This is a genomic window from Cupriavidus sp. 05L310 (assembly GCF_056398185.1).
Window position 1 is genome coordinate 22,806 of sequence record NZ_JBFTOX010000078.1, and the last position, 13,275, is coordinate 36,080.

General features: G+C 63.9%; 13 protein-coding genes. 5 read left to right on the forward strand and 8 right to left on the reverse strand.

Annotation, left to right across the window (positions count from 1 at the left end):
• Positions 1-5: 5 nt before the first annotated feature.
• From glmS to AC1DS6_RS37785, 3 genes are all read left to right on the forward strand, one after another.
• Positions 6-1,835 (forward strand): glutamine--fructose-6-phosphate transaminase (isomerizing), encoded by a 1,830-nt coding sequence (glmS, locus tag AC1DS6_RS37775; protein WP_477104443.1) that lies wholly within the window; start codon positions 6-8, stop codon positions 1,833-1,835.
• Positions 1,836-1,837: 2 nt separating this feature from the next.
• Entirely contained in the window at positions 1,838-3,082 is a 1,245-nt protein-coding gene (locus AC1DS6_RS37780) for a hypothetical protein (protein ID WP_477104444.1), read from the forward strand.
• Positions 3,083-3,608: 526 nt separating this feature from the next.
• Entirely contained in the window at positions 3,609-4,325 is a 717-nt protein-coding gene (locus AC1DS6_RS37785; protein ID WP_477104445.1) for a hypothetical protein, read from the forward strand.
• A 173-nt stretch (positions 4,326-4,498) separates the two neighbouring features.
• On the opposite strand, the gene AC1DS6_RS37790 is transcribed toward AC1DS6_RS37785, so the two are convergent.
• Complete coding sequence (locus AC1DS6_RS37790) at positions 4,499-4,714, reverse strand: hypothetical protein (protein ID WP_441632661.1); 216 nt, start codon at positions 4,712-4,714, stop codon at positions 4,499-4,501.
• Between AC1DS6_RS37790 and AC1DS6_RS37795 the strand changes: the two genes are divergently transcribed.
• The gene (locus AC1DS6_RS37795; RefSeq protein WP_441632663.1) at positions 4,713-5,036 is read left to right on the forward strand and encodes a plasmid pRiA4b ORF-3 family protein; all 324 of its coding nucleotides are present in this window, start codon (positions 4,713-4,715) and stop codon (positions 5,034-5,036) included. The genes AC1DS6_RS37790 and AC1DS6_RS37795 overlap by 2 nt on opposite strands.
• 25 nt (positions 5,037-5,061) lie before the next feature.
• On the opposite strand, the gene AC1DS6_RS37800 is transcribed toward AC1DS6_RS37795, so the two are convergent.
• From AC1DS6_RS37800 to AC1DS6_RS37820, 5 genes are all read right to left on the reverse strand, one after another.
• Positions 5,062-6,018, reverse strand: a complete 957-nt coding sequence (locus AC1DS6_RS37800; protein WP_441632693.1) for a Bug family tripartite tricarboxylate transporter substrate binding protein — start codon at positions 6,016-6,018, stop codon at positions 5,062-5,064.
• 70 nt (positions 6,019-6,088) lie between these two features.
• The gene (locus tag AC1DS6_RS37805) at positions 6,089-7,279 is read right to left on the reverse strand and encodes an acyl-CoA dehydrogenase family protein (protein ID WP_477104446.1); all 1,191 of its coding nucleotides are present in this window, start codon (positions 7,277-7,279) and stop codon (positions 6,089-6,091) included.
• A complete protein-coding gene (locus tag AC1DS6_RS37810) occupies positions 7,279-8,484 on the reverse strand; it encodes a CaiB/BaiF CoA transferase family protein (RefSeq protein WP_477104447.1) in 1,206 nt (401 codons plus the stop codon). The genes AC1DS6_RS37805 and AC1DS6_RS37810 overlap by 1 nt, the downstream gene beginning before the upstream one ends.
• Positions 8,481-9,320 (reverse strand): phosphate/phosphite/phosphonate ABC transporter substrate-binding protein, encoded by an 840-nt coding sequence (locus AC1DS6_RS37815; RefSeq protein WP_441632669.1) that lies wholly within the window; start codon positions 9,318-9,320, stop codon positions 8,481-8,483. The genes AC1DS6_RS37810 and AC1DS6_RS37815 overlap by 4 nt, the downstream gene beginning before the upstream one ends.
• Positions 9,317-10,318 (reverse strand): ornithine cyclodeaminase family protein, encoded by a 1,002-nt coding sequence (locus tag AC1DS6_RS37820; RefSeq protein WP_441632671.1) that lies wholly within the window; start codon positions 10,316-10,318, stop codon positions 9,317-9,319. The genes AC1DS6_RS37815 and AC1DS6_RS37820 overlap by 4 nt, the downstream gene beginning before the upstream one ends.
• Before the next feature lie 264 nt (positions 10,319-10,582).
• Between AC1DS6_RS37820 and AC1DS6_RS37825 the strand changes: the two genes are divergently transcribed.
• Positions 10,583-11,470, forward strand: coding sequence for a LysR family transcriptional regulator (locus tag AC1DS6_RS37825; protein ID WP_477104448.1), 888 nt, complete (start codon positions 10,583-10,585; stop codon positions 11,468-11,470).
• A gap of 411 nt (positions 11,471-11,881) precedes the next feature.
• Here AC1DS6_RS37825 and AC1DS6_RS37830 read toward each other — a convergent pair whose 3' ends face one another.
• Both AC1DS6_RS37830 and AC1DS6_RS37835 read right to left on the reverse strand, forming a co-directional pair.
• Complete coding sequence (locus AC1DS6_RS37830) at positions 11,882-12,517, reverse strand: hypothetical protein (protein ID WP_441632675.1); 636 nt, start codon at positions 12,515-12,517, stop codon at positions 11,882-11,884.
• Between the two features lie 392 nt (positions 12,518-12,909).
• On the reverse strand, positions 12,910-13,275 hold a 366-nt coding region (locus AC1DS6_RS37835; protein WP_477104449.1), incomplete at its 5' end, for a hypothetical protein.

Consider the following 13,275-nt stretch of genomic DNA (forward strand, 5'->3'; position numbering starts at 1 on the left):
TTTTCATGTGTGGCATTGTCGGCGCTGTTGCTCAACGTAATGTGACACCGGTCCTGCTGGAAGGATTGCGGCGTCTGGAATATCGCGGCTACGATTCCTGCGGCCTTGCCGTGCTGCAGGATGGTGAGCCACGACGGGTGCGCAGCGTGGCGCGCGTGGCGAACCTTGCTGAGCAGGTGGATCAAACGCTGCTGGAAGGTACCGTCGGCATCGCTCACACGAGGTGGGCGACGCACGGCGCGCCGCTCACACGAAATGCCCATCCGATCTTCTCCAGTGGCGAGATCGCTCTGGTGCACAACGGCATCATCGAAAATCACGAAGCCCTGCGCGAGCAACTGAGGGAATGTGGCTACGATTTCGAATCGCAGACCGACACAGAGGTGATCGCGCATTTGGTGCACCACTGTTTTCACCACGACGGCGGTGGGGACCTGTGCAAGGCGGTGCAGCTAGCGCTCCAGCAGTTGCACGGTGCCTATGCCATTGCCGTGTTCACGCGCGAGCAGCCGGACCTCGTGATCGGCGCCCGCTCCGGATCGCCGCTCGTGGTAGGCCTGGGAAGCGATGGTACTTACCTCGCTTCAGACACCATGGCACTGGCTGGAAGCGCGGAGCGCTTTATCTACCTCGAAGAGGGTGACCTGGTATCGCTGGCGCGCGGTGGAGTCTCGATCATCGACCGTAATGGCAATCCTGCCTTCCGCGAGATACGCGAGTTGGAGGCGAACGCAGCCGCGGCCGACCTCGGCCCGTACCAGCACTACATGCAAAAGGAGATCTTTGAGCAGCCAGCCGTCATCGCTGATGCGACTGAATACATCGAGGAGTTCTCACCGGCGCTGTTCGGTGCACAGGCGGCTGACGCATTCGCCGACATTGATTCGGTGCTGATCCTGGCCTGCGGCACCAGCTACCATGCCGGCCTGACCGCCAAATACTGGCTGGAGTCGATCGCGCGGATGCACACCAGCGTGGAGATCGCCAGCGAATACCGCTATCGCGATTCCGTGCCGAATCCCCATACGCTCGTGCTAGTGATCTCGCAGTCGGGCGAGACCGCAGACACACTGGCTGCCCTTAAGCACGCGCAAGCCCTTGGTCATCGCCATACACTGGCGATATGCAATGTGTCCGGCAGCGCCATCATGCGCCAGGCCAACCTGCACTTTCTGACCCGGGCCGGCGCCGAGATCGGTGTTGCCTCCACCAAGGCCTTCACCACCCAGTTGGTGGCGTTGTTCGTGTTGGCGGCGACGCTGGCCAGGCAGCGCGGCCTGCTGCCTGCTCTGCAGGAGGCCCTGATACTCGAACAGTTGCGCCAACTGCCGGCAGCGCTGAACCGCGTGCTGGCGCTCGAGCCACAGATCGTTGCCTGGGCAGAATCGCTGTCGCGCAAGGAGAGCGCGCTTTTTCTAGGGCGTGGAATACATTACCCAATCGCGCTCGAAGGCGCGCTGAAGCTGAAGGAAATCTCATATATCCACGCCGAAGCCTATGCTGCGGGCGAACTCAAGCACGGGCCGCTCGCGTTGGTGACCGACCAAATGCCGGTGGTAACAGTCGCGCCCAACGACACCCTGCTGGAGAAGCTTAAGTCCAACTTGCAGGAAGTACGGGCGCGCGGCGGGGAGCTCTACGTCTTTTCCGATGCCGGTAGTATGATCAGCAGCGCGCCTGGGCTGCACGTCATCCGCATGCCCGAGCACTACGGGATGCTGTCGCCGATCCTGCATGTGGTGCCTCTGCAGTTGCTGGCTTATCACACCGCATGCGCGCGCGACACCGATGTGGACAAGCCCCGCAATCTCGCCAAGTCAGTCACGGTGGAGTGACGATGCGACCGTTCTCCATGATGCGCGGCGCCACGCTGCTGCTTGCCGGTGTACTGCTGTGGGCGCCGGCGGGCGCGCGCAACGACAGCCGCAGCAGTGGTGGCCGCACTGACGGGCAGGGAGCGCCTCCCAAGGCCCGCCCAGATGTCGATCAGCGCGCCTATATGCACGGCATTGGCGCAGCGACCGGCCCGGGGGATATCACCTACGTGTTCTTCAGCAGCTCCGGCCTGCCACCGCGCGGGCCGGACCGCAATCGCAACTGGTCGCATGACATCTACGTTGCCGAATGGAAGCCGGAACAGGCCAATCTCGGCAAGCCCCGGTTGCTTATAGCGGAGAAGGAAGCGCAGGAGCCGGTCTCGGTGGCGCAGAGTGCCGGTGGCCGCATCATGCTGACCTTCGAGGATGGCGCGAATACGGCCAACAGTGTCAGCCAGCGCTATCGCGTGTATGGCGCGGACCTGCAGCCGCAGCAGGCGAAATCGATCGACGTCTGGTCGGGGGGGCACTCCGGCCATGTCGCGGCAGTGGGGGATACGTTTGTGGTGTTCTACTCGGACGACTGGATCGACGGGGGCGGCGTGGATAACCTGGGCACCGGAAACGGTGTCTACCTCAAGACTTATGACGTCAAGGGGCAGTTGCTACGCAGCACCGATGTGGCGCGCGACAAGCGGGAGTGGTGGCCATTGATCGCCGGCTCGAAGGAGATAGCCTTGCTCGCTTGGCAGGAGTTCATTCCCGGCGAGAAGCACGCCAGGCTGAAGACGGCAATCTATCGGCCAGACGACTCGGCATTGACCGGCACTCAGGTGCTGAACGAGAAACTAAAGTACTACACGTATGGCACGGCCTATGTGCCGGCACTGAACAGCTTCCTGGTGGTCGGCACCAGCGATGGTGGCATGGGTTTCGCGCATTTGCTGGATACCGCCGGCAAAGTCACTGCCTCATTGCCTTGCATGCCGGCAAGTGTGCGCGAGGCCGGCATCACGGTCGTCGGCGACATGGCGTACACGCCCGGACAGGATGGCCGCCTGCTTCACCTCAAACTGTCCGCCGAGACGATTGCATTGCGCGGCAGCCAGCCATCCCCGATCCAATGGACCTATCAGGGCAGCCTCGGGCTGGTGCGCTCCCCATCGGTACTGCACTGGGTTTCACTGACGCCAGGGGGCCTGCGGGAGGCAAACTTTGACTTAAGCCAAGCCGTGCCGCCTTCGCCGGCCGACCTATGTCGATGAGGAACCCACGAAGACAGCGCAGACAGTCCCCGAGCCGACGGTGACGATGGCCCTCGCACAGTCGCTTCCGACTCCGGTGGAAGCCGCGTCGGTGGCATCTGACTTCACGGTCGAGGAGGATTCGGTTATGGCAATGGCGCAGATGATGTTGAACGCATTCGGAGCCCTTTATGCTATCGAGAGGCCGCAGCCGCACAATGCGTTGACAGACTGCCGGGCTCTGATTGCGGTATTGATGACACGCAGCGGTTCAGAGAAGCGGAGCAGCGCGCGACGGGGCGCTTGATGTGGAATGCCTGGGTGCCCGCCCCTTGATCGGGTTCGGCCACGGCCGCGAGTTCGAACGCGGCACAGGAAGAACTAGGTCGAGGTCCCTTGCTGTCGCCTCACTTGGTCTAGCCCGAGTGCGGCACACATGATAGATGCGGTAATGCTCGCCACGCCACTAACGGATGGGACTTCTGGCGGATAGCTGTGGATGCAGCAACGGTTTAGTCTTATCGCACCAATATAAAGGGGGAGCTCCATGTCAATCTCACATACTGCCCGCCTGCCGGCCGTTGCGCGCCTTGTATTTACCGTCATGTCGGCAGCGCTCGCGTTTGGCACGCAAGCTCAATCGTCGCCCGAGACATCGCCTACGCTGCCGCAGGCCGCTACCTCGTTGCCGGAGGCCGCGACCAAGCCGGTGGAGATGGCACCGACGCAGGCGGTGGCATCGACCCAGCAACCTCAAGCCGTGACTATGCTGCCGGAGATAGCAACACCGGCCATGGCAATGCCACAAGCCGCAGACCCGCAGGCCTCAATTACACAAGCGCAGGCGGCAAAGCCGGAACCGCTGCTTGTCATCGTGCAGCCGGAGGCGGCGGCGTCGCAGGCGCAGCGGGCAGTCATGCGGCCGCAGGCCTCGGGACCGCAACTGATGGCGCCGCGAACTGTGGGCAATGTCACCTATATCTGCGGCGGCACAGGCGTCGAGGAGCAGGACCACTTGAGCAATCTCGAACAGCAATACAACCTCGGCGTCATCTTCACAGAGGGTCCTCGAGGCGACTTACTGGCGGGAGTCGATGTCCGGCTGCGGCGGCATGGCAGAGTGCTGGCGGCGTTCCAAGCCACCGGTCCGCGCTGCCTGTTCAAGGTGCCGCCCGCCGATTATCGGGTGGAGGCCACCTACAAGCAACGAACGCAATATGTGATCTTTGAAACCGGATCCCTGGGAACCGGCATGCGCTGGTAGCAATGACCTGCGGCTGGCCCGCCTGGACAAGAAGTCGGGCGATTTCGGTAAGGACCGCGCAAATCCCCTCCGATGGGGTATCCGTACTTTTTACGCAAAATCTGGCGGTGATTGCCCGGAGGGCCGCTTGCAGCAAGGCTCCGCAGGCCCCCCTCTTTCGCGAGGCAGGCAATTTAGCAAGTACCCGCGTGAAGTCCCGGCCACACCCGCGCCAACCCCTCCTTCTCGCCGAGCGGCACGGGTACCTCGCCGATGCCGATACCGATACCGGCCTTGATGGTCGAACGCAGCATCAGGCTGGAATAGAGGCCGGACACGATACGTCCCGCGTGCAGTGGTTCGCCGACGAGCGTCGGTGGCCGGTGGCTTGTCAGATTGGGCTGGTACATGACGAGATGGCGGCGGGTCCTCCTTCCCGAGTACTTAGCGCTCGCGCAATTGCACAATGTCATCCAGGTAGTCATGGGCTGGACGGACGAACATCTGCACCAGTTCACCATTCGTGGCAGGCGTTACGGCGAAGCCCATGAGGACGTTCTGCAATTCTCCACAGTGGCAAACGAACTGACGCTGGCCGCGTTTCGTCTGCGCGAACACGAAGGCTTCGTCTATGTGTACGACTTCAACGCGTGGTGGCGCCCCGATATACGGGTGGAGCGGCGTATACTGCGGCAGCATCCTGGCTGGCCTTTGACGGAGCAGGCAGTCTGACTCGGCGCACGGCGGCGCCTGCTGCTCAGTCCACGGTGATCTGGCGCTGGCGGATCACGCCGGCCCAGCGGGCGCTATCCTGCTGGATCGTGGTGGCCAGCGCCTGCGGCGTGCCGCCTGCGGTTTCCATGCCCAGCGTGGCCAGCTTCTCCTTCACTACCGGATTCGCCAGCACCTCCAGCGTCTGGCGATGAACGCGGCCAATCACGTCCTTGGGCGTGCCCGCGGGAGCCATCAAGGCATACCAGGAAACCGCCTCGAACTTCGGGAAGCCCTGCTCCGCAATGGTGGGCACGTCGGGCATCAGCGGCGAGCGCTTCTGGCTGGCTACGCCGAGCGCATGGAGTTTGCCCGACTTGATATAGGGCAGCGCCGACGAGACCTGCGCGAACATCATGGTCACCTGGCCGCCGACCAGGTCGGTCATCGCCGGGCTCACCCCCTTGTAGGGGATGTGGTTGAGCCTGACCTTGGCGTCAAGCTGCAGCAGTTCTCCGGCCAGGTGCGCCTGGCTGCCGGCCCCGGGCGAGGCGAACGTCAGCTCGCCTGGCTTCTGTGCCGCCAGCTTGAGTAGCTCGGCGAGGGAAGTGGCGGGGACGTTGGCGCCAACCACGAGCACGTTTTCCGCGGTGGCCAGCATGGTGACCGGCACCAGGTCCGTGGGCTTGTACGGCAGGCTGCGGAACAGTGACGGGTTGACGGCGATGTTGCCCACCGGCACCAGGGCCAGCGTATAACCGTCCGGCGCGGCCTTGGCCGCCTGGTCAACGCCGATAGTACCGGCCGCGCCCGCCTTGTTCTCCACCAGCACGCTCTGGCCCCAGGCCTTGGACAAGCCCTCGCCCACGACACGTCCCAGCACATCGGCCGGGCCGCCGGCCGGAAACGGCACGATCAGCCGCACGGGCTTGGACGGATAGGCCTGCGCGCTGGCCAGCATCGGCAGGCCGGCCATTAGCAGGGTCATCAGGAATCGCTTCATCATCGAACATTCTCCCCTTCAGTCAGACATTCACAAACCGGAAACTCGAAAAATCTGTCCCGCGCCGTGGTCAGGCCACGCGAAAACCGTGCTCATTGCCGATCGCCCGCGCAATGACGATCTGCAGGATCTGGCTCGTCCCTTCGTACAGCCGCAGCAGGCGGGCGTCCCGGTACATCCGCTCGATCGGATAGTCCGCCACATAGCCCGCGCCGCCGAACACCTGCATCGCGCGGTCCGCAACGCGGCACAGCATCTCCGACGAGAAGTACTTGGCCGCCGCCGCGTCCTTCACCGCCGTGCCCGTCGCATCGATCCGCCTGGCCGCGGCGAGCGTCATCGCACGCGCGGCCTGGATCTCGGCTTCCGAGTCAGCCAGCATGGCTTGCACCAGCTGGAAGTCGATGATGGCACGCCCGAACTGCCGGCGCGTTCCCGCATAGGCCACCGCCTCGTCGAGCAGCCGCTGCGCCATCCCAACGCCCATGGCGGCGATATTGATGCGGCCATGGTCGAGCGTCTTCATCGCGGTGCGAAAGCCCTTGCCCTCCACTGCGCCGATCAGGCGCGAGGCCGGCACGACCACGTTATCGAAGACCACGTCCGCGATCTGCGAGCCGCGATGTCCCATCTTCTTCTCGGGCTTGCCGACGCTGAGCCCGGCGCTGGCCCGGTCGACGATAAACGCGCTGATGCCGGATGCGCCCGGACTCTGAGGATCCGTGCGCGCCATCACGGTAAAAACGTCGGCGCGCGTGGCATTGGTGATGAAGCGCTTCGCCCCGTTGAGCACGTAGTCGCCGCCCCTGCGCTCCGCGCGCGTGGTCAGGCTGCCGGCATCGCAGCCGGCGTCCGGCTCGGTCAGCGCAAAGGCGCCGACCAGCTCGCCGCTGGCCAGGCGCGGCAGGAACTCCGCCTTTTGCGCATCGGTGCCGTCCAGCGAGATCCCCCGCGAACCGATGCCCAGGTTGGAGCTGTAGACGTAGCGGAACGCCGGCGAACTCAGGCTCAGCGCCATCTGGAAGCGCGCCTGCTGTTCGGCGTTGAGGCCGCTGCCGCCGAATTCGGGCGCGATCGACAAGCCGAAGAAGCCCATCTCCTTCATCGCCCCGACGATCTCTTCGGGTACCTCGTCGCGCTCCTCCACCTGCGGCTCCAGCGGCATCAGGCGCTCGCGCACGAAGCGCGTGGTGGCGGCCAGCATGCCTTCGAAACTGTCGTCATCGACATACTGGTCCGCAGACTTGGCTTGCGCTTCCATCAGATCGCTCCTTGCTCGTGCATTTCCTCGATCGCTTCGGTCCCGAAGCCCAGTTCGCGCAGGATGGCCCGCGAATCGGCGCCCAAAGGCGGCGCCGGATCGGAGTGGCCGCGCGGCAATGCGCCGAACCGCACCGGCTGCTCCACGTGGCATTGCCGGCTGCCGCCGGCGCCTTCACGCGAGACGATCAATCCGCGCTCGCGTACGTGTTCGCTGGCTACGCTGGCGGCCACCGATTGCACCGGGGCAACCGGCACGCCGAACGCGGACAGGCGCCCTACCGCCTGCGCCACCGTCATGTCCCGGGCCCAGGCCTCGATCATCGCGGCCAGCGCGTCTTCGTTCTGCTTGCGCGCCCGGTTGGTGGCAAAGCGCGGATCACTTGCCAGCGCGGGCTGGGCCATCGCCTGCGCCAGCTTGTCGAACAGGCGGTTGTTGGCGACCGTCAGCACAAAGGGTCCGTCCGCGGCATGGAACACACCGAACGGCGCCGAATTGGCATGCCGGTTGCCCACCCGCACGGCGGCTGCGCCGCCGGCCACCACGCGCGATACCAGCGTCGGCATCATGCTGAGCAGGCAGTCGTACATCGCCACGTCGAGATGCCGGCCGCGCCCGGTGCGCGTGCGCTGCCACAGCGCCGCCATCACGCCCCACGAAGCGAACATGCCGGCGGCCACGTCGGCAATGGATTCGCCGATCATGGTGGGCTGGCCTTCCGGCGCGCCAGTGACATCCATCAGGCCACTGAGCGCCTGGATGATGGTGTCGTAGGCTGGCCGGTCCGACCACGGGCCGGCCTGGCCGAAGCCGGAGATGCTGCAATAGACCAGTGCCGGGTTGATCGCCGCCAGGCGCGCATAGCCGATGCCGAGCCGGTCGGCCACGCCCGGCTTGAAGTTTTCAATGACTACGTCGGCCCAGCCCGCGAGACGTTCGGTCACGGCGTCCGCATGGGCATGCTTGAGGTCCAGCCGCAGGCTGCGCTTGCCCCGGTTGACGAAGGCAAAGTTGGCGCTTTGCCCGTCGACCTGCAGGCCCATGTGCCGATAGTCGTCGCCCTCGAACGGCTCGACCTTGATGACCTCGGCGCCCGCGTCGGCGAGCATCGCGGTGCAGAACGGGCCCGCCAGCACACGCGAGAAATCGAGTACCTTCAGGCCGTGCAGCGGCAGGTCGGCACCGGCCGGGTTCGTCGCCATCATTCGCGGTGCTCCTTGCTCGTGTCGGCCGGAGCGCCGGTCAGCTCGAAGCCAGCCTGGTCGGCCGCGCTGGCGTAGCGTGCCAGCACGGCGTAGTCCGGGGCTTCGACGGGCGCGAAGCGCGACAGCCTGAGTTGCGCCAGCCAGCCCGCGCACGCCGCGTCACGATGCAGGTCCAGCAACACCGGGCGCACCCGCGCCACGGTATCGGCACCGGCCTGCGGCGAGGCCACCAGCGGCGGGATCGGCGCGGCCGGGGTGACCGCAACGCTACGCACCCTGGCCATCAACGCGGGCTCGTGCAGGCGCAGCAGATCAAGCACATAGCTGTCCACCACGCCGACCGCCGCCTCTCCGCCGACCACGGCGTCGATCACCTGGCGCGGCGTTGGCGTGGGCGCCCGGGTCGGCCGGAACAGCGTGCCGGTGCCGGCGGCGGCCTCTGTCATCAGGTAGTGGCGCGGCGCGTTGTAGCCGGAGTTCGACTCCGGCAGCATGCAGGCCAGCCGGCCGCCGAAGGCTTGCTCCAGCGTGGCGAACGCCGCATCGTCGCGCACGATGAACTCGGTGAAGTACACCGGTCTGCCACCATAGCGCGGCAGCGACGGCACCGGCGCGGCCAGCAGCCGATGGCGGCTGCCGGCGCTGACATACGGGAAGCCGCACATGAACACGCAGCCGCAGTCCGGCCGCGCCCACAGCTCGCTGACCGGCGCCGGCGCGGCATGCTCGATATATGTCCATGCCACGCCGGCTCGCTCGCCCACGTACGCGAACAGGTCCCGCCACGCCTGTGCCACGGGCGCGGCTACCGCATACATGCGCGCGTTGGCAATCATGCGTAGACGAGCCGCTGGCCAATGCCCATGCGCTCGGCCTTCTTCATGATGGCGTGCCCCAGCGCAATATCGCTGAGCGACAGGCCGCGATGCCAGAACAGGTTGGTCTCGTCGTCGCTCTGCCGTCCCGGCTTGCGGCCGGCGACGATTTCGCCAAGCTCGGCATGGAGCGTCTGCTCTGACAACTTGCCCGCTTCCACATGCGCGCGCAGCGAGCCGAACATGCCGCCTTTGCATTGGGTCCAGTCATCCACCACCAGCTTGTTCATGATGTCGGTCAGCGACAACTCGACGGCGCTCATGGTCCCGTACGGCACGACGAACGCGCCCGGCTTGATCCATTCGGTCTTTAGCAGTGGCGTGGGCTTCTCCAGCCGCGACGCCTCCACCACGATGTCGGCACCGCGCACGCACGATTCCCAGTCCTGGGTGACGATGATCTTCTTGCCGAGATCCTTCTCCAGCCTGGCGGCGAATGCATCGCGGCTCTCAGGGCGCCGCGAATGCACGCGGATCTCGTCGAAGTCGAAGATGCTGTCGAGCAGGCGCACGTTCCAGTACGACGTGCCGCGCGCGCCGATATGGCCAAGCACCTTGCTGTTGCGGCGCGCCAGGTGCCGGGCGCCGAGCGCGGTCACCGCGCCGGTACGCGCGTCCGTGATGAAGGTGGCATCGATCATCGCCACGGGCATGCCGGTGCGCGGATCGAACAGGTTGAGCATCGCCATCTCCGACGGCAGGCCGAGCTTGTAGTTGTCCACGTAGTCGCCCACGATCTTCACACCGGCCAGCCCGAGCGGCGCCACGTAGCCGCGCAGCACATTGAAGTGACCGTTGAATGCCGGGTCCGGGATCAGGTGCACGCGCGGCTCGATCACGGTCTCGTTGTTGCCCTGCGCCAGCAGCCCCTGCTCGACCGCGTCGAGGATTTCCTGGTCGGTCATCGCCAGCTTCGCGATGTCCTTGCCGTTGATGTAAGTCAGATGGATATCGCTCATGTCGTTTCCTTGTCTCCCGCTGTGAAGGTTGGATCGATGCACCGGCATGGAACAGGGCCGCGCGCATCGGGCTGCGCATCCCCATCGCAGTGCCCGCGCCGAGCGCGACTGTCGCTGCATTGGTGCACGATGCACCATGAGCGGTTCCGGGCCGGCCAGCACGCGTTGCAGTGCGCTGTCAGAACCAAGTGTAGGCAGCGGTGCCCTTACTGTCATATGCTTATATGTCCGTAGGACTTAACATCACGTTAATGGTATGAAATCATGAAAATGAACCTCCGGCAGATCGAAGTGTTCCGCGCCGTGATGCTCACCGGATCGATCAGCGCAGCCTCGAAACTCTTGTATGTGTCGCAGCCCGCCATCAGCCGGCTGATGTCGCACACCGAGCAGCGCCTGGGCCTGGAACTGTTCCGCCGCGTGAAGGGGCGCCTGTACCCGACGCCGGAAGCGCGCCGCCTGCTCGGCGAGGTCAATGCCGTGTATGAAGGGATCGAGCGCGTCAATGAAATCGCCGAGGACCTGGCCACCAATCGCACGGGCAGCCTGCGCATCTCGTGCAGCCCCAACCTCGGACAGACGGTACTGCCCCGCGCGATCGCCTCGTTCCGCGCCGTGCATCCGGCAGTGCGCATCGTCGTGCGCACGCAGATTCCGGGTAACATGCTGCGCGCCCTGCTCTCCGGCCAGGCCGAGCTGGCCGTGTCCAACATGCCGCTGACGCACCCCAATCTGGAATCCCGCCTGCTGGTGAAGAACCCGATGGTCGCCCTCGTTCCCGCGGGGCACCGGCTGAGCGGGCGCAGCTATGTGCGTCCCGCAGAGCTCGCGGGCGAGCCCTTGATCGGCTATGGGGCGGACATGCCGTTCGGGTTGCTGGTGCGGGAGATGTTCGGCAGCGATAGCGATGACATCGACATGCGGATCGAGGTGGAGCAGGCGCACGTGGCGCGCGCGCTGGCGCAGGCGGGCGCCGGCATCGCGCTGGTTGATGCCATGACCGTGTTCGGGCAGGACTGGCCCAATATCGTGGCGATTCCCATCCGGACCAAGGTCAATGCCTCGGTCCAGATCTTCAACGTGCAGTCCGAACCGCTCTCGCGCCTGTCGCTGGAGTTTGCCGAGGTGTTGGTGGCGATGATGAAGGCCTGACCGGCGCGAGGCGCGGACGCTACTCCGGTGATGGCTCCGGCGCCGGGGTTGCCGTTGCCGCCGGCCACGCTGCGCAAGCCCTCGCGCACGCGATGGGGTAATCGTGCTTGCAAAATCTGGCGGTTTGCACAGAATTACCCTTTTTAATCAATCACTTGAGAGGTGGAAGTTTTCGCGTGGCCACCCCTTTTGAATTGACCCAGCGGAAAACTCCCTGCAAATTTCCCCCAACTAAATGAGAATTCCATGGGGAGAAGTCCACCATTTCCAGTAACGTCCCGGCAGATGCGAATGTGTCGGCGACGCAAAGATCTAGGGGAATTTTTAGCCTACTGCCCTACTCTGAAGCTAGGTAGACTTACTCATGTCCAGCGGAGGGTGAAAAACTCGGCTTTCGTCGAGTAACATCGATTAGTCGCTGCGCCACCGCTTCGAAACTGTAAGGCAGTCCTTGCAGGAGACCTCGACATGCATCTCCGCCTTTCGCACCTTTAAATTTGTACCGTCCAATCGCCGCGAACGCATGCAAAGAAAATCGCCAGCGCTGCGCATCAGACGCCCATCGCGAAAGCCCTGTTTCAGCAAGATGTGAACATCGTTGGCCAAGCGCTGTTCTTCGTCGCTTTGCGTCCCGTGCAAAAGACTAGATTCAACGTCGATTGCACCTGGCACCCACCTGAAGGGAATCGCAAGGCTATCGTTAAACGCCTGCGCTCGAACGCGAAGGTCCTCTTCGCGCGCCCGTAGGACGGCTTGTTCTGCCGCTTCTCTCGCTGCTTTGGCAGCACGGACCCGGTCTACGTCATCCGCCCGTGCACACATGAACAATCCATTGATATCGCACCAGACTTCGACCAGGGTTCCCGACGCAAGTCCGATCGGTCCCGTTCGAACCCTTCCGCTTGCGGTACGACGACCATAGACCTCGAGCTGTTTCCCATCCAGGTTCACATGGTTGCCTTCGACAGGAACGCGGACTCTGTGTCCCTCAATAAGCCACGGGGGGGCAATGCCCGCGGAAACAAGATGCAGTTGGTAGATGTCCATAGCCAAGACAGCCCCAGCAGCAACGCCGGGTTAAGTGCTACTCATGGTTGGAAAGTGTAGGCCAAACATCGAGAAAATTCTCGCGCGCTATTGACCGAAAAGAAACCCGCGTCGCCGGGAAGCGATACGCGGGTGGCAGCAAGGACTACCCCATCAGTCTACGTGAAGTTAAAAATTCTTTACCTCAGATATAAGAAATTTTTTCGTGCCATTTCTTGGCATTGCGGTCCGCCCCCGATACCGGCTTTCTCACACGTTGAATTGACGTCACACGGCTTCGAGGTTAATCCTTATCTCTGCCGATATCATCCGTTTGGCCTACTAGACTGACACCAAATCGTCATGCGGATTGTGTCCAGCCAAAGGAGACCGAAGTGATCGCCTCGCTCAAATCAGCAGCGGCCCTTCTTCGCCTGGCCAGGCGGACAGAAGGACTCGTTCCCGTACTGGTCAACCCGGCAATTTCCTTTCTTAGCTTGCCCGGGAGGGCAGCCATTGCCTTGGCCGTCGCCGTAAGGAAGCACGGCGCAGCCGCTAAGTAAAGCGCCACAGGCGATCAGCAACAAAAGAATGGATTTCATGGCTATTTTTATCTGGGGACTAGCGCGGCAATCCACCCAAGATAAGCCGCCAAATAAAATCGCATTTTGCGCCGAGGACACTTGACAGGTGACGAGGTTCGAGCGGCCGCCGCCCTGCTTGCGCTGGCTGTTTAGCGCAAGCAGGGCGGCGGCCAATAGAGGATCATTTCTCGATCT